Source organism: Candidatus Amarolinea aalborgensis (assembly GCF_900491745.1).
Taxonomy (GTDB): Bacteria; Chloroflexota; Anaerolineae; order SSC4; family Amarolineaceae; genus Amarolinea; species Amarolinea aalborgensis.
Genome location: NZ_UETR01000004.1, coordinates 201,405 through 226,063, shown reverse-complemented (window position 1 = coordinate 226,063; position 24,659 = coordinate 201,405). Strand labels below are relative to the sequence as shown.

The following is a 24,659-nucleotide window of genomic DNA, read 5'->3' as shown; positions in this document are numbered from 1 at the left end:
TAAACTTCCTGGAATCGTTCAATCGTTCGTGACACCCGTTTATGTGTAACAAGGATACTTTCTGATGAAATTGATTGCTGAGGAACTCGCTGAGGTCGTGGTCGCGGCCGTGCACGCGGCGCAGGTGGCTGAGGAGTTGCCCGCGCTGACCCTGCCCGATATCGTGGTCGAACGCCCCAAGCGCAAGGAGCAGGGCGACTGGGCCACGGCGCTGCCGCTGCAGCTGGTGCGGCCGGTCAATGAGGCGCGCGTCAGCCAGGGCGCCGGAAAATTGACGCCGCTGCAAATTGCGCAGATCATCGCCGCGCAGATCCAGCAGATGGCGCATCCCGCGCTGGCTGATGTCAGCGCGCTGGCGCCGGGCTTCATCAACTTCCACCTGGCGCACGATTGGCTAACCGGCCAGGTGGATGAGATCCGTCGCCAGGGCGAAGCCTGGGCCGCGCTGACCGAAGGACAGAACCGCCGCATCCAGGTGGAGTTTGTGAGCGCCAACCCCACCGGTCCGCTGCACTTTGGCGGCGCGCGCAATGCCGTTTTTGGGGACACCGTGGCGCGGGTCATGACCGCCGCCGGCTATGACGTGCAGCGCGAGTTCTACGTCAATGACGCCGGCAGCCAGATGCGCAAATTCGGCGCGTCGCTGCTCGCCCGCTACGCGCAGGCGCTGGGCATCAACCGACCTGTGCCGGACGATGGCTACCACGGCGCCTACCTGGCAGAATGGGGCGCGCAATTGGCCGCGGCCCATGACCGCCATTATCTCGATCTGCCGGAAGAGCAGGCCGTCTCCGAGCTGACCGACCTGGCGCTGCAGATGGCGCTGGAAGGTCTGCGCAAGGACCTGGAACGCCTCGACGTGCGCTTCGACCGCTGGTTCTCCGAGCGATCCCTCTTCCGCGACGGCACGTACGAGACGGCCCTGGCGCTGCTGGAGGCCAAAGGTTTGACCTATCACAAGGATGGCGCAACCTGGTTCGCGGCCAGCCGCTTCCCCGGCGCAGAAAAGGATGAGGTGCTCGTGCGACGCAGCGGCGAGCCGACCTACCTCGCCTCGGACATCGCCTATCATTATGACAAGTTCGTGCGGCGCGGCTTCGAGCGCGTGATCAATGTGTGGTCCATGGATCATCAAGGGCATGTGCCGCGTATGAACGCGGTCGTGGCCGCGCTGGGACTGGACCCGGCGCGCTTGACGATTCCGATCTATGCCCTGGTCAAGCTCAAGCGCGGCGGCGAAGAGGTCAAGCTCTCCAAGCGCGCGGGCGACATCGTGACCCTGACCGAGGTCGTTGACGAAGTGGGCGCGGATGCTGTGCGCTTCATGCTGCTGACGCGGGCAGCCGAGAGTGAGATGGAGTTCGATCTCAAGCTGGCGGCCGAGCAGAGCAGCGAAAATCCGGTCTATTACGTGCAATATGCCCATGCCCGTATTTGCAGCATCCTGCGGCGCGCGCAAGAAATGCACACCAGCCTCGACGAAGCGGCTGACGTGACGCTGCTGCATCATCCATCAGAAATGGCGCTCCTACGCAAAATGCTGGAGCTGCCGGAAATCATCGCCGTGGCGGCCAGGCACCTGGCGCCCCACCATCTGACCTACTACGCACAAGAGCTGGCCAACGCCTTTCACATCTTCTACCGCGACTGCCGCGTCATTTCAAGCGACCCGGCCGATGCAGCCCTGGGTCAGGCGCGGCTGAAGTTGGTAGATGCCTGTCGCATCATGCTCGCGCGCACGTTGCACCTGATGGGCATGAGCGCGCCAGAGCAGATGTAAAACAAGACGTAACCGCCCAGCCGCCGAATGAATTCGGGCCAAACGGGCGTTCCGCCACAAGGTCGGCCTGCGCCGACCAGCATTGCGTCTACGAAGGTGGACGCCCGGCGGTCACGCCCATCAGGCGCGATTTCAATCGCTCTCGCTGCATGCGGTCTGAGCAGTTACAACGACACATGGTAACGAGGTTGTAGAACGCATGGAGACACTAAAAATAAGTGGCCCTGGTCGGGTTCTGGTTTCGGACCCGCTGGCGCCGATTGGGCTTGACCTGCTGTTGAAGCATGGGTTGGCCGTAGATGTACGCACCGGTCTGAAGCCGGCCGAATTGATCGAGATCATCCCCGCGTACGACGCCTTGCTCGTGCGCAGCGAAACCAAAGTCACCGCGGCTGTGCTCACGGCCGGCAAGCAGCTCAAAGTGGTGGCGCGCGCCGGCGTCGGCGTGGACAACATTGACCTGGACGCGGCCACCAACCTGGGCGTCCTGGTCGTCAACGCGCCGGGCGGGAACACCATTTCGGTCGCCGAGCACACAGTAGGCTTATTGGTGGCGCTGGCGCGCAACATTGCGCAGGCCGACGCCTCGCTGCGCAGCGGTGAGTGGAAGCGCAGCCGCTTCATGGGCACCGAGGTGCGCGGCAAAATCCTGGGCTGCCTGGGCCTGGGGCGCATTGGCGGCGAGGTAGCGCGGCGCGCGCAGGGGCTGGCCATGGACGTCATCGCCTACGACCCCTACATTTCCACCGAGATGGCCGCCAATCTGAACGTGGAACTGGTCTCGTTGGAAACGCTGTACAGCCGCGCAGATTTCATCACCGTGCACCTGCCCTTGACCGAAGAAACCAACCGCTTCATCAACGCGGACGCGCTGGCGTGCATGAAGCCCGGCGTGCGCTTGATCAACTGCGCGCGCGGCGGCATCATTGACCAGGCGGCGCTGCTGGCCGCGCTGGACAGCGGGCATGTCGCCGGCGCGGCGCTCGACGTGTTCGAGAAAGAGCCTGTACCGCCGGACAGTCCCCTGCTGCGCCATCCGAAAGTCATCATGACCCCGCACATTGCCGGTTCAACGACCGAAGCGCAGGATCAGGTGGCCGTGGATGTGGCCGAGCAGGTGGTGGATGTGCTCTCTGGGCGCCCCGCGCGTTACGCAGTCAACGCGCCGCTGATGGCCCCGCGCGACCTGCCGTTCCTGACCCCTTTTCTCGATCTGGCCGAGCGCCTGGGGCGCGTGGTCGTACAGTTAGGCGGCAAGAACCTCAAGTCATGCGCCATCACCTACAGCGGCTCGCTGGCCGAGCACGATCTGTCCTCGGTCACGGCTGCGGTCATCAAAGGCATGCTGCAATCGGTCGTGGACGTGCGCGTCAACATCATCAACGCCGCGCGACTGGCCGCGCAGCGTGGGCTGGATGTCACGGAACAGAAGACCCTGCGCGCCTCACAGTATGAGAACATGATCAGCGTGCAGGTGGTGAACGGCGGCGGCGCCCGCAAGGTCAGCGGCGCGCTGGTGCAGGGTGAACCCCACATCGTCGGCTTGGATGACATCTGGGTAGACTTCCCGGCCATGGGGCATATGCTGCTGACGCGGCATCACGACCGGCCGGGCATCATCGGCCGTATCGGCACGATGCTGGGCGACGCCGATGTCAACATCTCGTTCATGCACGTTGGCCGCCACAGCCCGCGCGGGGAAGCCATCATGGTGCTCGGCACCGATGAGCCGATCCCTGAAGCGCTGTACGACCTGGTCAAGGATGTCAGTCACACCTACTGGGTGCAGGCGATCGCGCTGTGAAGATTGAAGATTGACCGATTCCAAATTCCAGATTCCAGATTCCAGATTGAAGCTTGCCGATGGGTAAACTCGTCTATTCGACAGATCCTGAGCCGACGCCGATGCCGGCGCCGCAAGTTGTGGAAAAGCCGGCCAAGCAGCAGGCAGCGACGGTGGCCCGTGACCGCAAACGGCGCAAGGGTAAGACCGTCACCGTCATCAGCGGGCTGCACCACAACCCGGAGACCCTGCGCGAGCTGCTGAAAAATCTGCAAAAGGCGTTGGGCGCCGGCGGCACGATCAAGGAGAGCGAGAAAGGCCCGGAGATCGAAATCCAGGGCGATCACCGCGAGCGCGCCGGCGCCCTGCTCATCGAACTGGGCTACAAGGTGAAGTACAGTGGTGGATAAAATCCGGTCGCCAGAAGTCGGGTGGCGCCGCCGCAGGCAGATGACCGCCTGGTTCTTGCTCTTGCTTTGGCCTCTATTAGCCTGTGGGCGCTTCGAGCCGCGGCCGACCCCTACCCCAGCTCCACCGACCGCCACAGCGACCAACCAACCCACGCGCGCGCCGTCAGCAACACCGACGGCTGCGGCCACGCCCACCCCAGACGCCACGGCCACCTTCACGCCGACGCCGCTGCCCGGCAGCGCACTGCGCGTCGGCCAGCCGGCGCGTGTCGTCGCGCCGCAGGGGGTCAACATCCGCAGTGCCGCGACGACCCGCGGCCGGCGCACTGGCCGCTTTGGCGCGGGCGTCAAGGTGACGGTGCAAGAAGGGCCGGTGGAGGCGGACGGTTTTCGTTGGTGGCGCGTGTCGGACAGCGGCGGCAAGGCCGGTTGGATCGCCGAGCGCGACAGCACGACGGTCTGGCTGACGGCCCAGCTTGGCGATCCGCGCCCGGTGGACCGGCCCATTCAGGCGGGCGATACCGTGGTGGTGACCGCGGACGGCGTGGCCCTGCGCGCGTTTCCGGGAAAGGGCACCACCCTGCTGCGCGAGATGCCCCGCGGCGCCAAACTGTCACTGGCCGACGCGCCGGTGGATGTGGACGGCATGCGCTGGTGGCACGTCAAGAATGAGAAGTACGATGGCTGGGCGGCTGAGAGCAGCGGGAGCCAGCGGCTGCTGTCGCCGGTGGAGTGACGCCGCGGAGGCGAATTCCAGAAATAAAAAACCAGGGCAGAAGTCCCCCGCTCCTCTGCCCTGATCTCGTAAAGCACCGAAGCACCTTACGTGCGCCATTCTACACGCAAAGGGTCGCCGCGTCAAGCCGCTGGACGTGACGAACGCATAACAAACGGCGCGGCGCGCAGCTACTGATCCAAACTATCATAGACATCTCTCCTCTGATTCAGATCGTGCATTTGACCGTGCACCTCACGATTGGTATACTCAAGCCAACAGCACAAAATGACAGAGCGTATCTGATAGACGCAACAAAGAGGTCACCGATATGACAACCGTGATTGCCGCCCAGTTAACGCCGCAGGGTCTACTGATCCCTCATGCTGCGCTACACGACTGGAATGTTAGCGAAGTAGAGGTAGTACGGCGGGAGCGGAGCATCTTGATTCGCCCCAAAAGCGACATGACTGATACCCGATCCCGAATCCACCAGGTTTTGCGCGCCGCAGACCTGCTGTACAAACCGGATTGGGAAACTCCGCCCGATGTATCGCCAGAAGAACGGGCGCGCCTGGCGAAAAAGCTGGCCCAGGGTCAACCGCTGTCCGAAATCATTATCTCTGAGCGGGAAGATCGCGCATGACGACGTATTACCTGGACACCAGCGCCTTGATCAAGCGTTACGTTGATGAAGTAGGCAGTCGTTGGCTACGAGCGACCCTTAATGGAAAGCCCCGCCCCGCGATGATTACTGTACACCTGGTCATCGTTGAGGTGACCAGCGCCTTAATGCGGCGTGTGCGAGAGGGCGTTCTGACCGATGCCGAATATGTCCAGGTGCAAAATGCCTTTCGAGCCGACTGCCTGCGCCAATACGAGCTTGTGACAGCCGTGGACGACGTCATAGACCAGGCCAATCGGTTGCTTGAAACGTATTCGCTGCGCGCGTATGATGCAGTCCATCTGGCGACAGCAGTGGTTTCCAATCGCCACCTCTTGGCGAACGATCTGGCCCCACTGGCTTTTCTCTCCGCCGATGACCGCTTGAACCAAGCCGCGTCCGCCGAGGGGCTGACAGTAGACAACCCCAATACACACCCCTGAACCAGGTTGACTGGCAGAGGCCTCTGCTCTTCTCAGGACCATTTGTGACCTACCTCTCGGGTTGGCTCAACTCGCGCCTTATTCCCAACTCGTGACGCTCATCACCCACTACGCTGACTGCGTCAATACGGCGGTTCGCCGGCCCGTTGTAGCCGCATGCCCATGCGGGGCGAGTTGACCACCCGGTGCAGGTAATCCTCGTGCTCTACATGCCTTTTCATATGCTTGCTGCTATTTGTCTTTTCATTCCTTTATGCTAGAATTAGAACAAATTTTCTAAACCACTGCATGACAACGACTTTGGCCTTGCCAAAGCGCCGAGGTGACGCCGATGCGCTTTGTTTGCCTGCGGGTCGCCCATCTTCCTTGCCTCGTCGAAGACCTGTCTGATCCAACGCTGATCCAACGCCCCCTGGTTATTGTGCGCGCCTGGGATGGCCGCGTGCTCGACGCCCTGCGCGCCGCCGATATTGTCCCCGGCGACACGCGGCGTCGCGTCGAACAGCACTGCCCGGACGCTGCCATCCTGCCGGCGCGTGAACCGCTCTATCAAACCTTTCATCAAGCCTTGCGAACCGCGCTGACCACGTTCAGTCAAGCCGTGGAGGCGGCTGGCCTGGGTGAGTTTTTCATCGAGATCAGCGCCCTGGCGCGCACCTTCCCGTCAGAGCAAGCGCTGGCGCAGGAAATTGTGTGGCGCGTCGAAGCCGCGGCGCGCCTGCCGGTGACGCTGGGCCTGGCCGGCAACAAATTCACGGCCTGGCAGGCGGCCGCCGGCGCGCCTGGTCAGTCGCGCATCGTTCCCCCCGGCGCGGAGCGCGCCTTCCTGTCCGATCTGCCGCTCACTGCCCTGCCCGACCCGCCGCCGGAGATGATCCGGCGCCTGCACTTGTTTGGGCTGACCACGTTGCGCGACCTGGCCGCGCTATCACGCGCCGGCGTGGCAGGTCAATTCGGCGCGGAAGCGGTTGTCTTCCACGACCTGGCGCGCGGCCTGGACGCGCGGCCTTTGCAGCCAGAAGCGCCGCCGCCGCTCATCCGCCTGAGCCGGCGCCTGCCTGAACCGTTGACCGAGCGCCAGCAGATCCTGGCCCTGACCGAGCGCGCGGCCCGTCGCCTGGCTGAGCGCTTGCAGGCCAGCGGTTATCAAGCGACCGCGTTGACCCTGACTCTGACCATCGGCGAACAGCCAGAGCTGACGGCCGGCGCGCCGCTCAAACCGCCCACCGCGGCCGTCGAAGTGCTGGCGCGGATCAGCGCACGGCTGCTGGGCAAGTTGACCCCGGAAACCGGTGTGACCGGCCTCAGCCTGACCGCCTATCCCCTGCGTGAATGGCGCCTGGGTGCGCAGCAGCTCAGCCTGGTGGATGAAACAACCGCGCCGCGCCTCATTCGGCTACACGAAACCCTGCGCTTGCTGTGGATCCGCTTTGGTGAAACGGTCATCCGCCTGGCCAGCGCCATCGGCCCGCCCCTCCCGCTGCCAATCCAGGTTTCCACGGGCGCTGACGGACAGCCCGCGGCCCTCCGCTGGGGCGGCTGGTCACGGCCGGTGACCGACATCTACGAATTCTGGCGCGAGGAGCGCCGCTGGTGGGAGCAGACCGTACGGCGCGCCTATTTCCAGGTCATCGTAGTCGGCGAGACCCCGTTCACCATCTTCCAGGATGAACGCCGACGCTGGTTTCTCGACCGCCGCCGAGAGTTATAGTAAATCCCTTATCCGACTCCCCTTCTCCTCTCCGCTGTGCGGAGAGGAGAAGGGGCCGGGGGATGAGGTGAGGCCGGGGAGTTTGAATCATCTGAACAGCCAGTCTCTACCCCCAAATTATGTCGAGCTGCATGCCCATTCCTACTACTCCCTGCTGGATGGCGTACCCACGCCGGAGCAGTTGGTGCAGCATGCGGCCAGCCTGGGCCTGCCCGCGCTGGCCTTGACCGACCACGATGCGCTCTACGGCGCGCCCCGCTTTGTGCAGGCTGCCAGCCAGGCCGGCATCAAGCCGATCCTGGGGGTTGAGTTGACCCTGGTCAACGGCGGCGGCCACCTCACCCTGCTGGCGGAAAACGATCTTGGCTATGCGAACCTGAGTCAACTCATCACCCTGGCGCGACGTGAGCAGACCAAAGGCGTGGCCGCGCTCCCCTGGCGCTTGTTGACCGATCATGCGCAGGGCCTGATCGCGCTCTCCGGCTGTCGCAAGAGCGAAATTGCCCGCGCGCTGCTGGCCCGCGATGCCCGTCATGCACGCCACGCCGCCGAACGCTTTGCGGCTATCTTTGGCCGCGATCACTTCTTCCTGGAACTGCAGCGCCACCATGAGCGCGGGGATCGCCGTCTGAACCACGGGCTGGCCTGGCTGGGGGAGATGCTGGGCCTGCCGCTGGTTGCCACCGGCAATGTCCATTACCTGACGCCCGCGCAGGCGCGGCTGCACGACATCCTGACTTGCATTCGCCACCGCGTGCCCCTGGAACAGGCCGGCGACCTCCTGCGCCCTAACACCGAGTACACCTTCCGCACGCCAGCCGAGATGACCGCGCTCTTTGCCGCCTGGCCGGAGGCTCTGCGCGCGACCGTAGAGATTGCCGAACGCTGCCAGGCGCGGCTGCCCCACGGCCCCCAAACGCTTCCCCAGCTGCTGCTCCCCGCCCACATGCCCGCGATCGCCTTCCTGCGCCGCCTGTGTGAAGAAGCCCTGCCGCGCAAAGCCCCACATCCACGCCGCGCCTACCAGGCCACGCTGGAGCGCGAGTTGGAGATCATCGCGGAGCAAGGGCTGGCCGCATACTTTCTCAGTGTCTGGGACCTGGTGCGTTTTGCCCGGCGCCAGGGCATCCTGTGCCAGGGACGGGGCAGCGCGGCCAATTCGCTTGTGGCCTACCTGCTGGACATCACGCCGATTGATCCCTTGACGGCCGGCTTGGTCTTCGAACGCTTCCTGTCGCGCGAACGTCTCACCGCGCCCGACATTGACCTGGACTTCGACGCCGCGCGCCGCGAGGAGGTGATTCAGTATCTCTACCAGCGTTACGGTCACGAGCACACCGCGATGGCGTGCACGGTCGTCACCTTCGGCCTGCGCCAGGCCCTGCGCGACGTGGGCATGGCGCTCGGTTTCAGCCCAGAGATGATCGCCCAGGTTGGCGCCAGCGTAGATTACCGCTGGCCGGTCGCCGCCTCAGAGCCAGGCGATGCGCCTGCGAGCCAACCGCTGGCGCCACGCGCCCGTCAACTGCTCGACCTGGCTGCAGCCCTGGATGGTTTCCCGCGGCACCTGGGCATTCACAACGGCGGCATGATCCTAAGCGGCCTGCCGCTGGCCGCGCAAATTCCCATCGAACCGGCGACGATGGAAGATCGCACAGTAGTGCAGTGGGACAAGGACGCGTTGGAAATGCAGGGGTGGATCAAGCTCGATGTGCTGGCGCTGCGTATGCTCTCGGCCATTGCCGATGCCTGCGACCTGATTGCGCAGCAGGGCAGCCCGCGCCCGGACCTGCCCGCCCTGCGCTTCGACGACCCGCAGGTCTACGACATGCTCTGCCGCGGCGAAACCATCGGCGTTTTCCAGGTGGAGAGCCGCGCGCAGGCGTCGCTCATTCCACGCTTCCAGCCGCGCAGCTTTGCCGATCTGACCATCGAGATTGCGCTCATCCGCCCTGGCCCGGTGCAGGCCAACATGGTGCATCCTTACCTGCGGCGGCGGCGCGGCGAAGAGCCGGTGCATTACCTCCACCCACGGCTGCAGCCCGCGTTGGCCGAAACCCTGGGCGTCATCCTATTCCAGGAACAGGTGCTCAAGGTGGCGCGGGATGTGGCCGGGTTCACGCCTGGCGCAGGCGAGCTGCTGCGCCGCGCCCTGGGACACAAGCGCGCCGAGGAGGCCATCGAGTCGTTCCGGGAGCAGTTCATCGGCGGCGCGCAGGCGCAAGGGGTGGCGCGCAGCGCGGCCGCGCAGATTTTTGCGCAGCTCAAGGCCTTTGGCGGCTACTCCTTTTCCAAAGCCCACGCCGCGGCCTTTGCTGTCATCACCTACTGGTCGGCCTGGCTGCGCTGCTATCATCCGGTCGCTTTCTTTGCCGGGCTGCTGCGGCACCAGCCTATGGGCTTCTACCCCAAGCATGTGGTGGTGGCCGATGCCCAGCGCGCAGGCGTCCGCTTCCTGCCGGTTGACCTGCGGTTTTCGCAGGCCGCGGCGCAGGTGGAAAACGGCGCGATTCGCTTAGGGCTGCTGGATGTACACGGCTTTGGCGCCGAACAGGTGGAAGTCATCGAAGATGAGCGGCGCCGGCGTCCATTCGCTGGCCTGGCCGACCTGGTGCAGCGCACCAGGCTCGACCGGCGCCACGTAGAGGCGTTAACGCTGGCCGGCGCGCTCGATTACCTGGGCGAACGGCGCCAGGTGCTGTGGGACCTGGCCGAAGCCTATCACCTGGCGCGGCGTCCGCAGCAGGCGCCGCTGCCCCTGCGCCGCGCGGACGAGCAGGTCAAGCTGCCGGCTATGCCGCGCGAGACACGGCTGACCACCGCGTTCGCTTTCAGCGGCGTCAGCCTGGAAGGGCACCTGAGCAGCGTACGCCGTGACGCGTTCACCCGCGCCGGCGCGCGGCCCATCGGCGAACTGCCGCGCCTCAAGCACGGCCAGCGCGTCACCATCGGCGGCATCCTGGTCGCGCGCCAGCATCCACCCACGTCCAAGGGGTTCTGCTTCCTGGCTGTCGAAGACCCCGATGGCATCGTCAACGTCATCCTGGCGCCTGACGTCTACGCCCGCTGCCGCGAGGCGACGCGTCGGCTGTTTGTGTTGGTGGAAGGGGTGGTGCAAAAGGAAGGGGGCGCCATTCACGTCATGGCGCAGACGGTGACCGCGCTGTGAGCCGGGGGCCAACGCCCCATCGTTCATGCCTTGCCGCCGCTGCTCTGCGACCGCCGTCTGGCGCAAAGCTCATGAAGAAGTCACCTGCTGCGTTGACTGCGTCAATGCGGCGGTTCGGCCGGTCGGTCGAAAGCCGCCTCTTCCGGCGGCTTGAACGTACGAAAACTGCGATAGAGGAGCAAGTCGTAGGCGATCTTCAAACCGCCGGCGAGCAGAAAGGGCGCGGCAAAATAGCCGCCGGCGAGCAGCAGTCCGCTGAGCCACGGCGAAATGGATGCACCCACAGAGCGGGCGATCGCGGTCACGCCGGAAGCGGCCGAGCGCTCATCGGGGCTGACCACGGCCATCGTGTAGCTCTGGCGCGCTGGCACATCCATCTGCGAGATGCTGAAGCGCAGGAGCAGCACGGCGATGGAAAGCGGCAGCGTCGGCATCAGCGGCACCAGGCAGAGCAGCACGTTCGAGGGCAGATGCGTCATCACCATCGTGTTGATCAGTCCAAAACGGGCCGCAAGCCGTGCGGCCAGCAGCGCGGAAACGCCAGCCAGGATGTTGGCGGCAAAGAAGATCGCGCCCAGCGCGGCGGGGCTTAAGCCGAAACGAGTGTAGAACCAATAGGCGACAATGCTCTGAATCACAAAACCGCCGGCAAAGGCATCCAGGGCAAAGAGGGCGCTCAGCTGCAGGACGATGGGGCCTGAACGATGCAGGCCAAAGCGGCGGCTCACCGGCACGATCTCGGCCATGGAGGGAGACTCGACGGCCGGCGACAGGTTGAAAAACCAGGCGATCAGCAGCAGGCCGCACAGAGCATAGCCCAGCAGGACCGCCTGGTACGCGTTCACGGCGGAGTGTCCGCCGCTTTGCAGCGCCTGCACGAGCAGCCCGCCGCCCAACGCGCCGGCGGCCGTCGCGAGCGAGCCGACCAGGTTGTACCAGGCAAAGACCTGCGTGCGCCGCGCGCCCGGCAGAATCTGCGCCAACCCCGCCTGTTCGACCGCCAGAAACGGACCGATTTCGTTCCCGCTGGGGCTGATGACCCCGATGATAGCGGCCAGCAGCAGCAGGGTAGGCTGCCGGGTCAACAGGAAGGCCGCGCCAGCCAGCGCCATGAGCGCAGCGCCCAGCATCAAGCTGCGCCGCCGGCCCAAGCGATCGGCCGTGGTGGTGATGGCCAGGGTGACCGCGGCATCGCCGGCCAGCGTCAGCGTGAACAGCAAACCGATGCGTCCCTCGTCCAGGCCGATCGCGGCCAGGTAGAGCGCCAGGACGACCGACAGCGCGCCATAGGCAAACAGGCGCGTGATGCGCGTGGCAAAGAGCAGCCCGACGTCAATCCTTGAACGCGCCATCGGGCCGGCCTTGCTTCACCATCTCCTGGCAGTAAGCATACAGCGCATCGTACACGATCCACTGCGCGGCGTTGATAGCGTGATCGTCCGCGTAGCCCAGGTGGCGAAAGCCCTCGGCCATGGCCTGCAGGCTGGGCCCCTCAGGTTGGTTCCACCGTGAGTTGTCGGTATCCGCGCCGTTGACAATCTTACCCAGCAACACCAGGGCCGGGTTGCCGGTGAGGTCGTACTTGTCCAGGATCGCCTCGAACGAACATGCCTGGCCGTGATGGCCCAGTTCGACCCTCTTGACGTCGAAGGGAATCGCGTCCAGACGCGCAGCCTCGGCCATGACCTGGTCGGCGGGGACGAAGAAAAACGCGGCGTCCGGGTCAACGAACTTCCTAATCAACCAGGGACAGGCCACGCGGTCTACTTTGACGCGCGCACGTGTGATCCAATACATACGTGTGATCTCCTCATCAATCCGGGATAGTCCTGTTCAGTTGGATAAGGCTGGATCAGAATCGAGCCGGGAATGCCCGTGGCCTGTTCCAAGCGCCGAATCATTGGCAGCGTCAAAGACCGCTTGCGGCTCAGAACTTCTGAAACACGCCCTCGACTGCCGATATACGGCTCTAGCTGCTTGCGCGTCCAGCCGCGGCTTTCCATGAAATACTCCAGCGCGGCGATAGGATCAGGAGCCGGCAAGTCGTAACGATCCCTTTCGTAAGCCTCGACCAGTGTCACCAAGATATCGAGCGTGTCACTTTCCGGCGTGCCTGGCTCAGCGTCCCAAAGCTGCTCGATCTCTTGCAGCGCTGCCCGGTAGTCCTCGTCATTCCGAATTGGTTTTAGCGTCATGGTTGATCTCAAATTCTCTCAGCATCAATGCTGTCGTACTCACGATGCATACCAACATATCGAACGTACACATACCCGCGGTCATCATGGACTTTGCCAAGCGATCACCGGTAGACTTCGCTGCGGTGTCTTACGCGCACGATCTCGATGCGCAAGATGGCCTGTTCAACGATGTAGACAATCCGATAATCCCCAACTCGAAGACGAAATGTATGCTCGGTTCCCCGTAGTTTGACTGCGCCAGCAGGAACCGCATTGGACGCTAGACCTTCGACTGCCTGCAACACGCGCGAAATCACGTCCGCGGGCAGACGTTTGAGTTCCTTGACTGCCGATCTTTTCCACTCAATCCGGTAGGAGGCCATCTGCTTTCAGTTCTTCGAGCAACTGCTCGTGGGAAATGGCCGCCTCGTCACGGCGCTCGGCGGCAACCGCCAGGTCCTCAAGGTCTTCCAGCAGGGCGTTGAACGTGTCGAGTGGCAGGATGACCGCATTTTTTGCGCCGGCGTGATCGGTGATGTATTGGACTCGCAGCTCTTTTAAGCTCAGCATAGGTATTTTTCTCGCGGTAGGTGTGCTATCACTATCGTCCGTCCTATTTTAACCGATCAAGGCCGTGTTGCCAATTGCCTCTAACTGTGGGCCAACGCCTGCGCGCGCCAGGTTTAACGCCAGCAGCCGCGCCAGGATGTTCTCGTCGTCGAGGTCCGCCGGCCAGCCGTAGGCCGCCAGCACGGCCGCATCCAGCCGCTTGTGTGCTTGATCCAGCCACGTGGGCCGCGCATTGTACAGGTTGGTCAGCGTGCGCTTCTTCAACTTCGCCTCAGAGGCGCCCGGCGGATCGAGCCACGCGTCGCTGTGTTGGCAAGCGGCGACCACCACACCTTCTTGCGCCAGATAGGCAGGATGACATGAGCGATTGCCACAACGAGTGCAAGATGGTAAAATCATGGCACCTTGAAAGTGGGTGAGCATGATGATATCAACAAACGTGATTCCGGCTGTCTATGAGAGCGGCATCTTCCGTCCCCTGCAGAAGCCAGTGGGCCTGGTAGAGCATCAGGAAGTTCAGCTTTATCTGGTTAGCGATGATATCCTGGCAACTGAGAAGTTTTCGCCAGATGAAACGGCACGTTTCGTCGCGGACATGATGGGCGCCTGGAGCCTTCAGGATCAAACGTTCCGCCGCTGGTTGGCAGAGGAAGCCAGTTTATATGATGAGAGCGAGACACTGTGAGGCTAAAGGACTTGCCCGCTGGCGCCAAAGTCTTCGTTGACGCCAACCTCTTCACGTATTACTGGACCGGCAAAGACGCGTTGGCGCAAGCCTGTGCTGCCTTTTTCCAACGCACCGCTCGCGGCGAGGTCGAGGCGATGACATCGGTTGTCGTCGCCATGGAAGTAACTCACCGAGCCATCCTGCAGGAAGCATCTGAACAGAGCGACTTGCGAGGCCTGCCGCTCGTCCAGTATCTGAAAACGCATCCGGATGTCGTCAAGGGGCTAACACGACATAGCACTATCGCCAGCGTCATCTATCGGTTGGGTGTAAGCATCGAACCAATCACTTACGTGCACGTACACGCCAGCCGCTTGGTGCGCCAAGAGTACGGCTTGATGGCCAATGACTCCCTTATCGTGGCCTTCATGGAGAAACAACGCATTCGACACCTGGCGACAAACGATGAAGACTTCAAACGAGTACCAGGTATCCAGGTGTGGCGTCCTCACTGACTCGCTTGCCCTACCACTACCACGCGGCGGGTGTCATCCCCCACGCCGCGCCAGGTTCAGCGCCAGCAGCCGCGCCAGAATTTGCTCATCGTCGAGGTCCGCGGGCCAGCCGTAGGCCGCCAACACGGCCGCATCCAGCCGCTTGTGCGCCTGGTCCAGCCAGGTGGGCCGCTGGTTGTACAGGTTGGTCAGCGTGCGCTTTTTCAACTCGGCCTCGCTGGCGCCGGGCGGATTGAGCCACGCGTCGCGCAGACGCACCAGCTCCTGCGCCGCCGCGGCAATCGCCTGCACGCGGCCATCGTCCCCCGGCTCCTGCCCCGGCGGCCACGGGAAGGGAAAAGTCTCGAAGCAGGTAGTGGGGGTGTAGCGGAAACCGCTTTCGGCCTCACGTAATTGCGTGCCCATGCGACGCGCCCAGAGTTCGTGAAGTCGAGAGTGAAGCACTCCAAACACATAGTCGCTGTCAGCCGCAAAAACAACCGTACCGTCATTTGCCAAGATGGTTTCACTGAGCCAGACGAAGACCCGATGTTTCGAGACACGTGGGGTGGCAATGAACCGCACCTTGCCTTTAAGAGCGGTACGCATTTCTGGGCGTGGTCTCGCATACTGCCACCACTGGCCGCGATAGTCATCCCGGCGCGAAGCCCGGACCGGCAAGATGTGTTGTCGCACAAACTCGAACGGCGCTTCGTACTGAGATGCCTCGTCAATGTCCATCATGCCAAAATCAATTGTCCACTTATGGCGGCCGTTCTGAACAAGATCAATGGCGCTGACCACCGGGCGAACGATGTCAGAGTTCGGGCGCCCGTTGACATTGATTGGCCTTGCCAGGAGTGTTTGAGCCTCGTCAAACTCAATATCAAACGGGGCTTTGGGAGATGGGCCAACAAATGAGATATTTCGGTTCTCGCTAAGCAAGCGTGCCGTCGTCAGATCAACGCCTTTGGTCAGGTCAGAGTTAATCATCTCAACAGCTTGACCGTCAAGCACTCGAATCTGCTCATGGCCATTGTCGAAACCGACCATTGAGACATGAACGGTCGCGCCGTCGAGAACCCAGTCCCGGTCCGACTGCGCCCAGAAGATGTCGCCTGTCTGTTTGATTCGCTCCAGCACCGTGCGATTGGCTCCACCCCGAATACCCTGCGTCGCCAGCAGGCCGGCGCGCTTGGCTCTGCCAGTTTCGATCATGGCCCGCGCCTTCTCGAACCAGTAGCACACCAGGTCGCTGAAGTTGGGCAGGCGATCGCCATAGAGCTTGAACAGGTCCTGGGTGTACGCGTCGCCCAACTCGCTGCGGATTTTGCCGCCGCCCAAAAACGGCGGGTTGCCGATGATCACATCGGCCTGCGGCCACGCCGGCTCCACCGGCTGCCCGGCCGCATCGTAGGCCAGGATAGCGTCCATGCGGCGCACGGTTTGGATCGGCTTGAGGATCGGTTCCGGCGGCGCGCCGAAGCCGTTGCTGCGCAGCCATTGGATGTAGCCGATCCAGATCGTGGCCTGCGCCAGCTCGTGCGCATACGGGTTGATCTCGATGCCGTAGAGCTGCCCCGGCGACGGCGCAATGCCCTCCAGCGGCGACACCGGCGTCAACCCCAGCGCCAGCATCCGGTCGTACACCGCCTTCCACAGGTCGAGCAGCGACAGCAGCGCCAGGTAGAGGAAATTACCGCTGCCGGCCGCGGGGTCCAGCACGCTGACGCGCGCCAGCTCGGTCGCAAAGTCCAGCAGCAGGTCTTGCAGCTTGCGCTGCAGACCGGCGCGCTTTGGCCCTTTGGCCTGATCGCGCTGGGCGGCCAGCCCCTGCGCCTGCGCCTGCACGCTGGCCCACCGCCGGCGCAGCGGCGCCATCAGCACCGGCTCTACGATCAGCAGGATGTCCTCGCGGCTGGTGTAGTGCGCGCCGAGCTGGCTGCGCTTGGCCGGATCCAGCCCGCGCTCGAACAGCGTGCCGAAGATCGTGGCGTCAATCGCCGACCAGTCCGCGCCGGCGACGCGGGCCAGCACGTCCAGCCCCTCCGCGCTCAGCGGCAAGACCGCGGCGTTGTCGAAGAGGCCGCCGTTAACATGCGGAATCGGCTCTGCGCCAAACCAGCCGCCGCTCGTCATCGCCGCGAAGAGCTGGCTCAACTGGCCGGCGAACGCGGCCGGCTGCGCGCGCGTGCGCGTGACCAGCCGACCAAAGAGCCCCTCCGGCAGCAGCCCCACGTCCTCAGCGAAGAGGCAGAAGAGCAGGCGGATCAGGAAATGCGCAATCGCCAGCGGTTCATGGCCGTCCGCACGCAGCAGATCGGCCAGGCGCGCGAACTCCTCCGCCACGCGCCGCGTGACCATCTCCGGCGTCTCGGCCGTCTCGAAGAAAGTCGGGTGATAGAAGACCGCGCGCAGCCGCTCCAGGCCGGCCGGCGTCAGCAGGTCGTCCAGGGTCAGGGTCGTGGGCGTGTTGGCGCGGTTGACGAAGTTGGGGTGGATGACGATGGTCTCGATGTCGCTGACCACGAGCAGCGGCGGGTTGTGCAGCGCGGCGCGGTACTGCAGGAGCTGCAAGTAGGCCCTGTCCAGGTTGGCGTGCTTGCCCTTGTACTCCCAGCCGAAGAAGCCGCGTTTGAAGACATCGGCAAAGCCCTGGCCGCCGCCCAGCTTGGCCGCGCCGTACTCGAAGGTGAAGTGTGTGCCCTCGGCGTCGGCCGCGGCGGGTGTGGGATGCCCCAGCAGGCTGCACAGGTCAAGGAAATGCTCCTTCGTGGCCGCGCTCTCCTTGAGCGTGACCTTGCGCCACTTGGCCACGAAGGCATGTGGGGTCAACGTCGCCATCTTCATTGGGCGAGGATGGCTGCGATGGCATCTCGCAACGGTGGCAGGTCATGCTGAACGGCAGCCCACACGATATCCAGGTCAATCTCGAAGTAACCGTGCGCCAGCACGTGGCGCATACCGATGATTGCTCCCCACGAGATTTCGGGATGCTCGGCTCTGAACCGCTGAGACAACCCGTAGGCTGCCTCGCCGATGATTTGTAGATGATGAATGACCCAAACCTGCTGCCTCTCATCATCGGCAAAAGCATCGATATCGCGGGCAGAGTAGCGAGCGATCTTTTCAATGGCTTCCAGGATGTCCAGCAGTCGTTCCCGGTCACTTCTCATAGGGGCACGGCCTCACGTAACACCTGTTCCCGGATCCGCGGTCGTAGTCCTTTCTCGGTCACCACGTCCACTTCGACGCCAAGCGCAGCTTGCAAGGCGACCAGTAATCCGCCGAGGTCGAACAAGCTGCGCCCAGGCTCCATGTCAACGAGAAAGTCTATGTCGCTGTCAAGGCGCGCGTCGCCGCGGGCCACCGAACCAAAGATACGGATGTTGCGCGCGCCGTAGATGGCGGCCAGGCGCAAAATTTCATTGCGCCGGTTTTGGAGCAGGTTGTGTTGAGTGTCCATCACTGTGATTATACGTATCCTGTCGCTTCGTGCAACTGCCATGACCTTTCAGCCCAACCCCAGGTCTGCGGCAATGCCCTGCAGCGCGGTCAGCACGGTCTGGATGTGCTCATCCAGCGGTTCGCCCAACGCGGCGGTGTAGTGCTCGATCTCCTGGCGGTTGATGGCCGCGGTGAAGGCTTTGTCTTTCCACTTCTTCTTGACCGACCTGACCTCGACATCGGCCAGGCTCTTGCTCGGACGCACATAGCCCACGGCCATGATCAGACCGGTCAGCTCATCCACGGCCAGGAGGGCTTTGTCCAGGCGGCTGACGGACGGGACGCCCAGGTAGGTGGCGTGCGCTTCCACAGCGTGGATCAGCTCCGGCGGCCAGTCCAGGGCGCGAAACAATCGCAACTCCGTACGCGGATGCCCATCCACCAGGTCATCCATGTTGGGAAAACGCTCGAAGTCCAGGTCATGCACCAGGCCGGTGACGCCCCACAACGCCTCGTCCTCGCCGTATTTGCGCGCATAGGCGCGCAGCCCGGCTTCCACAGCCAGCATATGCTTGCGCAGGCTGTCCGCCTGCACCCATTCGCACACCAGCGCCCAGGCCTCGGCGCGCGTTGGTAATGGCATTTAGTTTTCTCCTTCAATCATGCTTCAGTTCCCGTAGGTCCGGCTTCCTGGCCGGACGACGTTGGACGAGAGAAGCAACCTCTGCGGCCGCGAGCGTCGTCACGCCGGAGGGGTGACCTACGGCTTGAACAAACGTCCGTCGGAGACGCGCGTGGTGAGCACCGGAATGGCCCAATCGAAGCTGCCGGAGCCGGCTTTCAGCCGGACCGCCCAGCGGCCATTCACGACGCAGTCATCGAGCATCAGGCCCTGCGTCACGCCGCGGTAGAACTGCTGCGCAAACAGAATCGCGTAATCATCGCGCACGGCCGTTTGCATGGCAACCACAGCCGGCACTCCCGCCTTGACCAGGACATCGGCCACGCCGTAGGCGTCTGTGCGGCTGGCGGTTTGTGCGGTCTCGCAGGCGTTGAGGAACACCAGGCGAATGGTGCTGCCGTTGAGCAGCTGGCCCAAGGACCTAGCGTCGAGGGGGTCGCTCTTGTGGTTTTCATCTTCCAGGATGAGCTGGCCGGTGCTGCTGGCCTGGTCGAACGTGCCGTGCCCGATAAAATGTAGAATATGAAACGTCTCGCGCAGGCGCGGCAGCAGGTCAACCGCCATCACGTGATCCAACTCCACCAGCTCGATGTGGCTGCCCAGCGGCGCCAGCGCGGCGCGCACGCGCGCAATCTCGTCGGCCGTCTGCAGGGCGCGCTGATCGCTCGGCCCGGCCACGGCCAGCAGGATGCGCAGCGGTGTGGGCGAAGCCACGGGCGCGGTCGTCTTGGCGACCGCGGGGAAGCGCACGAGCGACATTTTTTGGTTCAAGCCCCAGAAATCGGTGATCACGCCCGGACCTGGCGCGGCGTCGGTCAGCAGTTCCCAGGGCAGCACCGCCAACTCGGGTGGATCAAGGCGCAGGCGGATGCGCAGGCTGTCATTCTCGCCCAGTTTGCTCTGCGCAGTCAGCAGGCGGTTGTAGACAGCGGGCGGAAAGGCCAGCTGCTGCAAGCGGTAGCCGAGCTGAGCCAAATCTTTCTCGGCCGGCGGCAGGCTGGAGCGCACTGGCCCTGGCGTGCGCGTGGCGGACGCGTCGGCAGGTTCATCGGCGGTAAAGCCGCGCAGGACGCCGAAGCGGTTAAGCAGCCGCGTGAAGTCCACATCAGCCGGATCAAAAGCGACGGTGGCGTCAGCCTGGCCGCCCAGGTCGCTCGTGGTTTCCACGCTGTACTGGCCGGTCGCGGCGCCGCTGCGAATGCGCACCTCGAAGTTGTGGTAGGTGATGAGGCGGCGGGCCGACGGCGAAGGGGTGGATGCTATTTGTCCTGGGGTCGAACCTCTCGACTCCGCACCGCCCGGCGTCGAAGACGTGTTTGGGGCGGGGGGCTGTCCTTCAGGGGGCGCGCCCATGATTTGGAGGTAGGCGTCCGCGTTGATGCCATAGATCAATTCGAGGAGCACAGGCACTTTGAGCCGCTTCTCGGCATATTCGATCAACTTGAGGCGCAGGTTGTTCAAGGTCGGTCCGGCGCTGTCGCGCACATTTTGAAAGTCCGGCTCCAGCAGGATGGTATCAATGTCGTCCGCAGTCAACTGGCGCAACAGTTTGTTCAGGGCCGCAGAACTGGGCAGTGTGGGCATGGCTGGTTTCACCTCCGTGGGTGGAATGGGCGTAACGTCGGGGACCGGAGACCGGAGATCGGGGGCTGGAGATGGGAGATCGGGAATGGGCAGGTTGAGCAGGCTGCTGAGCACGGCCAGTGGGTCGGCGTCAATCAGCTCGACATTGCGCTGCTGCCAGGTCAGGCGCTGGTCGGGATCCAGGCCCGGCTGCACGGCAAAAGCCCGCCGCGCCAGCGGCCCGGCCGCGGTCAGGACGGAGGTGTACAGCAGCTCAAAATCAACGTCCGACAGGTCGTAGCCGATGAAGAGCAGGGTTTTGACGCGCATCACGTCGCGCACGTGGTTGAGCACGCCGGCGTTGGCTGGATCGTTTACCAGGCGCAGATGGGCGTCGCGCGTCACCACCAGGCTCTGCTGTTCACGTACGCGGCCATACAGCCAAATCAGGGTTGGCAGATTGGGATTGAGCAGGTCCAAGTTGCCGACGCTGGCATTGACAACGACCGGATAATTGTACGGCCGGACGCCATGCATCGCATCTTCAAGCAAGCCATCGTACGCGGTGACGATGTACTCGCTGACCGGCAGTCGTGCGGCCAGGCGGTGCACCGCCTGCGGTTGGCGGCGCTGTTCGCCCAGTTCTTGGAGGATGAACTGATTCAACTCGCGGACATAACCGGATTGGCGGCTCACCTGAGCCTGCGCGACCGCCTCCAGGGATTGATCGCGGCCCCTATAATTGATGTGCGCAGCCAGGCGCTGCGCCAGGTCCAGCCGGCTGGGGAGCCCAGTCAGCGCCTGCGGCAGGTCGCCGCCCCAAAAGACGGCCAGGCTGCCGCGCGCCAGCGTGTCGCGCAGATCAGGCGATAACTGCAGGTTTGCCATGTCATGCCTCGTTCGAGTCAGCGGTGCGCCGTTGCAAGCGATTGAAATCGCACCTGATGGGTGTACCGCCGGGCATCCACCTACGTGGACGCAGTGCCGGTCGGCGTAGGCCGACCTGGTGGCGGAACGCCCTTGCGGCCCGAATTCATTCGGCGGCCGTCATCGGCGCAGGATGCCTGAGCAGCTGTCATCACGATTGGATCAAGTCGTCGAATAAGGGCAGGCGCCGCTGCCGGAGCGCCTCGTACGCGTATAAGTACATGCCGGCCGACCAGGCTTGGAATGGATACCCCATCGGGTTGCCGGTCTGCCCGTGCAGCCATTCGTTGAATTCCCACGGCTCATACGCGCCGCGACGGTTGGCGGCCGCCAGGTCGTGCAGCAGCCGCTCGGCATCGTCGAGCCACCCCTGGCGCACCAGCGCGGCCACGTGAAACCCACCGATGAAAGGCCAGATGCCGCCGTTGTGATACTGGTGCGGCAGGTTGAGGTTGCGGCTGCGATAGTATTCGCGCCACTCAGCCTGGCCCGGATAGATCACGGGATGAATGGCCTTGCTCGGATAAGGGCTGCCCGCGCCCACCTGGTACAGATGGCGCAGAATGATCTCTCGCCGCTCGCTGTCCGCCACGCCGGTGAGAATCGCCAGCGTATTGCCCAGGACATCACAGTAGTCGCCGAACTCACGGAAAGCCACCCAGGGCAGGTAAAATGGTCGGCTGGAGATGGTGCCTACGTTGTGATAAAGCATATACCATTCCAGGCGCATCGCCTTGAGCCGCGCCAGCTGTTCGGCCCAATGCTCCGGTTCCCAGCAGCGGTTGACCCACAGCAGCAGGTTCAGCCGTTCGCCCACCCCATCGGCCCAGATGGCGGCCCCGTCGGCGTCCGCGTTGCAGGCCGCAGCCATGCGCACAAACGCGACCAGGCAAGCCACGTACAGAGCGTTGTCATACAGGACATTATAGCGGACGGAGAGCAAATCCATCCAATCGCCGGCCTCGGGCACTTCGAGCAGGCCGCATTCGTTCATGTCCTGGTAGCGCAGCCAAAGCAGCGCGCGCTGCAGATGGGGAAACGCGGCGCGCAGGTAGGCGTCATCGTGCGTGAGCAGCCAGTGGTAGTAGTGGCCCAGGATGTACCACAGGTTGGCATCCACCGCGCCTGCGTTTTCGGTGGAGACAGTCTGGCTCGCGACGTCCACGTTGAGGGGAATGAGGCCCAACGCCGACTGATACGCGCCCAGGGTATCGAGCGAGGCGCGGAAGGGCGCCAGGAAGAGCGATGGCTCGGCCCACGCCGCGCCGAGGGCGGTGATCATGCTGTCGCGCGCCCACACGTGCGGGTAGCCGCGGGCCAGCCCCGATGCTTTGAAACCGATCGGCGTACTGCAGCGCTGCAGCACCTCAACGGCCCGTTCACGAGCCTCGTCCATGAGATTCACGGCTTCCCCCTTTAGAACCTTCAGCCTGACTTCGGATCGAACGCATCGCGCAGCCCATCGCCAGCGAAGGAGAAACTGAGCACCATGATCATCAACGCCAGGCTGGGGAAAAAGGCCTGCGGCCAGTTTGTCTCCAGAAACGGGATGGACTGCACGATCATGCCGCCGATGCTCGGCGCGGGCGGCTGCACGCCCAGGCCCAAGAGACTGAGCACCGCTTCATTGACCACCACGCCCGCCACGTCGAGCGTGGCGCTGACGATGACCATACCCATGACATTGGGGAGCAGATGGCGCCAGAGGATCGTGGCATCGTTTGCGCCCACGGCGCGCGCCGCCTCGATGAACTCACGTTCGCGCAGCGCCAGGGTGATGCTGCGCACCATGCGCGCCATGAGCGGCCAACTCACCAGGCTCAACGCACCGGCCACCAGGAGCAGGCGCCCAATGCCGCCAAAAGTTTGCGTGACCGCCGGCCCGAACACCCCCGCCACCAGGATCGCCAGGAGCAGACCCGGAAAGGCAAAGAGCATATCTGCCAGCCGGCTGAGCAATTGGTCGAGCCAGCCGCCAAAATAACCAGCCATCAGCCCCAAGCTGGCGCCGAGCGCGATGTTGAGGGTCTCCACATACACGGCCACCAGCAGTGAAACGCGCAGGCCGCGCAAGAGTCGCGCCAGGGTGTCGCGCCCCAGGTTATCTGTGCCCAGCGGATGCGCGACCGATGGCCAGGCATTGATCGCGTCGTAGTCCTGGTCGGTGGCGCTGGCCGGCCACAGCCCGGGACCCACGGCAGCGGTCAGCGCCAGCAGGATGATGACCGCCAGGCACAGCAGAGCCAGGTGGTTGGCGGCAAAGCGCGCCGGCAAGCTGCGGCTGCGGTCGCCTGCGGCCAGGGCCGCGGTCGTTAGGCTGCTCACGTCATTCGAATCCGCGGATCAAGGAACAGGTAGGCCAGGTCGGTCACCAGGTTCATGAAGACCACGGCCGACGCCAGCAGCACGGTTGTGCCTTGCAGCACCGGATAGTCACGCTGGCCGATGGCCTGAATGGCGAGGAAACCGATGCCGGGCACCGCAAAGAGATTCTCGACGACGAACGCGCCGGTGACCAGGAACGCCAGCGAGGGGCCAAGCACGGTGACGATCGGCAGCAGCGCGTTGCGAAAAGCATGGCGCCAGATGATCTGGCGTGGGAACAGCCCTTTCGCGGCCGCGGTGCGCATGTAGTCCTGTCGCAGCACCTCCAACATGGCGGCGCGCGTGAGCCGCGCCAGGTAACCGGTGGTGCTGGCGGCCAGCACGATCACGGGCAGCACCCAATGCGCGGGGGTTCCCCAGCCGGCCACCGGCAGGTAGGGCAGGCCGGCGCGGTAGAGCCAGGCGTCGGCGATGCGCAGGATGGGAATGAGCACAAAGCTCGGAATCGCGTACAGGGCCAACATCAGCGCCAGCAGACCGCGATCGAGCCAGGAATTCTGGCGCAGCGCAGCCAGCACCCCGGCCGGAATGCCGATGACCAGGCTCAGCAAGAGCGCAACGCCGCCCAACGACATCGAAATGGGCAGGCCGCGGCGCAGCAGATCGAGCACGGGGCGCCCCTGGAATTTATAGGAAAGGCCCAGGTCGCCGTGCAGCAGTCCACCAATGTAGTGCAGATACTGCTGCCACCACGGCAGGTCAAGTCCGTATTGGTGCAGCAGCCGCTCGTACAGAACCGGATCGCGGCGCGACCCCATCATCACCAGGATGGGGTCGCCCGGCGCAAGGTAGCCGATGATAAACGTCAGCAAGGTGATGCTGAAAAGCACAAACGCTAAGCTCAGCACGCGCCGCAGGATGATAGGTGTCATAAAACCAATCAGTTGACTTCTTGGGCCAGAAGCAGGCCATTCTCAGGCAAAGCCGCAAAGGTTCTTCATAAGCGTTCAGAGGGATCGTCAGGACGCAGATCAGCGCTGGCTACGCACGCAGATTTGGCGATTTTGCTGGGCAGCAGAGGCAGCCGCGGGGACGACTGTTGCAGCATGCGCTGCGTTGAGGCCCTTCTTTG

At 63.8% G+C, this 24,659-nt stretch carries 23 protein-coding genes and 1 pseudogene; 10 read left to right on the top strand and 14 right to left on the bottom strand.

Annotation, left to right across the window (positions count from 1 at the left end):
- Positions 1 to 64: 64 nt before the first annotated feature.
- The 8 genes from argS (at position 65) to ACPQ6D_RS07475 (ending at position 10,675) form a co-directional block, all read left to right on the top strand.
- A complete protein-coding gene (gene argS, locus ACPQ6D_RS07510; RefSeq protein WP_423223687.1) occupies positions 65 to 1,780 on the top strand; it encodes an arginine--tRNA ligase in 1,716 nt (571 codons plus the stop codon).
- A 199-nt stretch (positions 1,781 to 1,979) separates the two neighbouring features.
- Positions 1,980 to 3,584, top strand: a complete 1,605-nt coding sequence (serA, locus tag ACPQ6D_RS07505) for a phosphoglycerate dehydrogenase (RefSeq protein ID WP_423223686.1) — start codon at positions 1,980 to 1,982, stop codon at positions 3,582 to 3,584.
- Between the two features lie 59 nt (positions 3,585 to 3,643).
- Entirely contained in the window at positions 3,644 to 3,973 is a 330-nt protein-coding gene (locus ACPQ6D_RS07500; RefSeq protein ID WP_423223685.1) for a translation initiation factor, read from the top strand.
- Complete coding sequence (locus ACPQ6D_RS07495) at positions 3,966 to 4,709, top strand: SH3 domain-containing protein (RefSeq protein ID WP_423223684.1); 744 nt, start codon at positions 3,966 to 3,968, stop codon at positions 4,707 to 4,709. The genes ACPQ6D_RS07500 and ACPQ6D_RS07495 overlap by 8 nt, the downstream gene beginning before the upstream one ends.
- Positions 4,710 to 5,019: 310 nt before the next feature.
- On the top strand, positions 5,020 to 5,334 hold the full coding sequence (locus ACPQ6D_RS07490; RefSeq protein ID WP_423223683.1) for a hypothetical protein: 315 nt from the start codon (positions 5,020 to 5,022) through the stop codon (positions 5,332 to 5,334).
- The gene (locus ACPQ6D_RS07485; protein WP_423223682.1) at positions 5,331 to 5,795 is read left to right on the top strand and encodes a type II toxin-antitoxin system VapC family toxin; all 465 of its coding nucleotides are present in this window, start codon (positions 5,331 to 5,333) and stop codon (positions 5,793 to 5,795) included. Before ACPQ6D_RS07490 ends, ACPQ6D_RS07485 begins: the two co-directional genes overlap by 4 nt.
- Before the next feature lie 331 nt (positions 5,796 to 6,126).
- Positions 6,127 to 7,506: a DNA polymerase Y family protein gene (locus ACPQ6D_RS07480; RefSeq protein WP_423223681.1), complete on the top strand. Its 1,380-nt coding sequence runs from the start codon at positions 6,127 to 6,129 to the stop codon at positions 7,504 to 7,506.
- An 82-nt stretch (positions 7,507 to 7,588) separates the two neighbouring features.
- A complete protein-coding gene (locus ACPQ6D_RS07475) occupies positions 7,589 to 10,675 on the top strand; it encodes a DNA polymerase III subunit alpha (RefSeq protein ID WP_423223680.1) in 3,087 nt (1,028 codons plus the stop codon).
- A 101-nt stretch (positions 10,676 to 10,776) separates the two neighbouring features.
- Here ACPQ6D_RS07475 and ACPQ6D_RS07470 read toward each other — a convergent pair whose 3' ends face one another.
- From ACPQ6D_RS07470 to ACPQ6D_RS07445, 6 genes and pseudogenes are all read right to left on the bottom strand, one after another.
- The gene (locus ACPQ6D_RS07470) at positions 10,777 to 12,027 is read right to left on the bottom strand and encodes an MFS transporter (RefSeq protein ID WP_423223679.1); all 1,251 of its coding nucleotides are present in this window, start codon (positions 12,025 to 12,027) and stop codon (positions 10,777 to 10,779) included.
- Positions 12,008 to 12,472, bottom strand: coding sequence for a chromate resistance protein ChrB domain-containing protein (locus ACPQ6D_RS07465; RefSeq protein ID WP_423223678.1), 465 nt, complete (start codon positions 12,470 to 12,472; stop codon positions 12,008 to 12,010). Before ACPQ6D_RS07465 ends, ACPQ6D_RS07470 begins: the two co-directional genes overlap by 20 nt.
- The gene (locus ACPQ6D_RS07460) at positions 12,439 to 12,870 is read right to left on the bottom strand and encodes a helix-turn-helix domain-containing protein (RefSeq protein WP_423223677.1); all 432 of its coding nucleotides are present in this window, start codon (positions 12,868 to 12,870) and stop codon (positions 12,439 to 12,441) included. Before ACPQ6D_RS07460 ends, ACPQ6D_RS07465 begins: the two co-directional genes overlap by 34 nt.
- A 104-nt stretch (positions 12,871 to 12,974) precedes the next feature.
- Positions 12,975 to 13,235 carry a type II toxin-antitoxin system RelE family toxin gene (locus tag ACPQ6D_RS07455; RefSeq protein WP_423223676.1) on the bottom strand — a complete coding sequence of 87 codons (261 nt, stop codon included), beginning with the start codon at positions 13,233 to 13,235 and terminating at the stop codon, positions 12,975 to 12,977.
- On the bottom strand, positions 13,216 to 13,422 hold the full coding sequence (locus tag ACPQ6D_RS07450; RefSeq protein ID WP_423223675.1) for a hypothetical protein: 207 nt from the start codon (positions 13,420 to 13,422) through the stop codon (positions 13,216 to 13,218). The genes ACPQ6D_RS07455 and ACPQ6D_RS07450 overlap by 20 nt, the downstream gene beginning before the upstream one ends.
- A gap of 48 nt (positions 13,423 to 13,470) precedes the next feature.
- Positions 13,471 to 13,725 (bottom strand): annotated as a pseudogene (locus ACPQ6D_RS07445) (hypothetical protein); the annotation flags it as partial.
- Between the two features lie 136 nt (positions 13,726 to 13,861).
- Between ACPQ6D_RS07445 and ACPQ6D_RS07440 the strand changes: the two are divergent.
- Both ACPQ6D_RS07440 and ACPQ6D_RS07435 read left to right on the top strand, forming a co-directional pair.
- Entirely contained in the window at positions 13,862 to 14,107 is a 246-nt protein-coding gene (locus tag ACPQ6D_RS07440; protein WP_423223674.1) for an antitoxin AF2212-like protein, read from the top strand.
- A gap of 11 nt (positions 14,108 to 14,118) precedes the next feature.
- The gene (locus tag ACPQ6D_RS07435) at positions 14,119 to 14,604 is read left to right on the top strand and encodes a type II toxin-antitoxin system VapC family toxin (RefSeq protein ID WP_423223673.1); all 486 of its coding nucleotides are present in this window, start codon (positions 14,119 to 14,121) and stop codon (positions 14,602 to 14,604) included.
- A 33-nt stretch (positions 14,605 to 14,637) separates the two neighbouring features.
- Here the strand turns inward: ACPQ6D_RS07435 and ACPQ6D_RS07430 are convergent, their stop codons facing one another.
- The 8 genes from ACPQ6D_RS07430 to ACPQ6D_RS07395 all read right to left on the bottom strand — a co-directional run bounded on the left by ACPQ6D_RS07430 (position 14,638) and on the right by ACPQ6D_RS07395 (position 24,459).
- Positions 14,638 to 17,427, bottom strand: coding sequence for a class I SAM-dependent DNA methyltransferase (locus ACPQ6D_RS07430; protein WP_423223672.1), 2,790 nt, complete (start codon positions 17,425 to 17,427; stop codon positions 14,638 to 14,640).
- Positions 17,428 to 17,429: 2 nt separating this feature from the next.
- Complete coding sequence (locus ACPQ6D_RS07425; protein WP_423223671.1) at positions 17,430 to 17,759, bottom strand: HepT-like ribonuclease domain-containing protein; 330 nt, start codon at positions 17,757 to 17,759, stop codon at positions 17,430 to 17,432.
- Positions 17,756 to 18,049, bottom strand: a complete 294-nt coding sequence (locus ACPQ6D_RS07420; RefSeq protein ID WP_423223670.1) for a nucleotidyltransferase family protein — start codon at positions 18,047 to 18,049, stop codon at positions 17,756 to 17,758. The genes ACPQ6D_RS07425 and ACPQ6D_RS07420 overlap by 4 nt, the downstream gene beginning before the upstream one ends.
- Positions 18,050 to 18,097: 48 nt before the next feature.
- Positions 18,098 to 18,673: an HAD family hydrolase gene (locus ACPQ6D_RS07415; RefSeq protein ID WP_423223669.1), complete on the bottom strand. Its 576-nt coding sequence runs from the start codon at positions 18,671 to 18,673 to the stop codon at positions 18,098 to 18,100.
- 117 nt (positions 18,674 to 18,790) lie between these two features.
- A complete protein-coding gene (locus ACPQ6D_RS07410; RefSeq protein WP_423223668.1) occupies positions 18,791 to 21,163 on the bottom strand; it encodes a CHAT domain-containing protein in 2,373 nt (790 codons plus the stop codon).
- A 190-nt stretch (positions 21,164 to 21,353) separates the two neighbouring features.
- Complete coding sequence (locus tag ACPQ6D_RS07405) at positions 21,354 to 22,598, bottom strand: amylo-alpha-1,6-glucosidase (RefSeq protein ID WP_423223667.1); 1,245 nt, start codon at positions 22,596 to 22,598, stop codon at positions 21,354 to 21,356.
- Positions 22,599 to 22,627: 29 nt separating this feature from the next.
- Entirely contained in the window at positions 22,628 to 23,527 is a 900-nt protein-coding gene (locus ACPQ6D_RS07400) for an ABC transporter permease (protein ID WP_423223666.1), read from the bottom strand.
- Positions 23,524 to 24,459, bottom strand: coding sequence for an ABC transporter permease (locus ACPQ6D_RS07395; protein WP_423223665.1), 936 nt, complete (start codon positions 24,457 to 24,459; stop codon positions 23,524 to 23,526). Before ACPQ6D_RS07395 ends, ACPQ6D_RS07400 begins: the two co-directional genes overlap by 4 nt.
- Positions 24,460 to 24,659: the final 200 nt, after the last annotated feature.

Bases quoted from the DNA above. Each gene is read 5' to 3' on its own strand.
- ACPQ6D_RS07415 (WP_423223669.1), bottom strand. From the start codon at position 18,673: ATGCCATTACCAACGCGCGCCGAGGCCTGGGCGCTGGTGTGCGAATGG.
- ACPQ6D_RS07425 (WP_423223671.1), bottom strand. From the start codon at position 17,759: ATGAGAAGTGACCGGGAACGACTGCTGGACATCCTGGAAGCCATTGAA.
- ACPQ6D_RS07500 (WP_423223685.1), top strand. From the start codon at position 3,644: ATGGGTAAACTCGTCTATTCGACAGATCCTGAGCCGACGCCGATGCCG.
- ACPQ6D_RS07450 (WP_423223675.1), bottom strand. From the start codon at position 13,422: ATGCTGAGCTTAAAAGAGCTGCGAGTCCAATACATCACCGATCACGCC.
- ACPQ6D_RS07480 (WP_423223681.1), top strand. From the start codon at position 6,127: ATGCGCTTTGTTTGCCTGCGGGTCGCCCATCTTCCTTGCCTCGTCGAA.
- argS (WP_423223687.1), top strand. From the start codon at position 65: ATGAAATTGATTGCTGAGGAACTCGCTGAGGTCGTGGTCGCGGCCGTG.
- serA (WP_423223686.1), top strand. From the start codon at position 1,980: ATGGAGACACTAAAAATAAGTGGCCCTGGTCGGGTTCTGGTTTCGGAC.
- ACPQ6D_RS07490 (WP_423223683.1), top strand. From the start codon at position 5,020: ATGACAACCGTGATTGCCGCCCAGTTAACGCCGCAGGGTCTACTGATC.
- ACPQ6D_RS07410 (WP_423223668.1), bottom strand. From the start codon at position 21,163: ATGGCAAACCTGCAGTTATCGCCTGATCTGCGCGACACGCTGGCGCGC.
- ACPQ6D_RS07405 (WP_423223667.1), bottom strand. From the start codon at position 22,598: ATGGACGAGGCTCGTGAACGGGCCGTTGAGGTGCTGCAGCGCTGCAGT.
- ACPQ6D_RS07430 (WP_423223672.1), bottom strand. From the start codon at position 17,427: ATGGCGACGTTGACCCCACATGCCTTCGTGGCCAAGTGGCGCAAGGTC.
- ACPQ6D_RS07485 (WP_423223682.1), top strand. From the start codon at position 5,331: ATGACGACGTATTACCTGGACACCAGCGCCTTGATCAAGCGTTACGTT.
- ACPQ6D_RS07470 (WP_423223679.1), bottom strand. From the start codon at position 12,027: ATGGCGCGTTCAAGGATTGACGTCGGGCTGCTCTTTGCCACGCGCATC.
- ACPQ6D_RS07455 (WP_423223676.1), bottom strand. From the start codon at position 13,235: ATGGCCTCCTACCGGATTGAGTGGAAAAGATCGGCAGTCAAGGAACTC.
- ACPQ6D_RS07395 (WP_423223665.1), bottom strand. From the start codon at position 24,459: ATGACACCTATCATCCTGCGGCGCGTGCTGAGCTTAGCGTTTGTGCTT.
- ACPQ6D_RS07465 (WP_423223678.1), bottom strand. From the start codon at position 12,472: ATGTATTGGATCACACGTGCGCGCGTCAAAGTAGACCGCGTGGCCTGT.
- ACPQ6D_RS07460 (WP_423223677.1), bottom strand. From the start codon at position 12,870: ATGACGCTAAAACCAATTCGGAATGACGAGGACTACCGGGCAGCGCTG.
- ACPQ6D_RS07420 (WP_423223670.1), bottom strand. From the start codon at position 18,049: ATGGACACTCAACACAACCTGCTCCAAAACCGGCGCAATGAAATTTTG.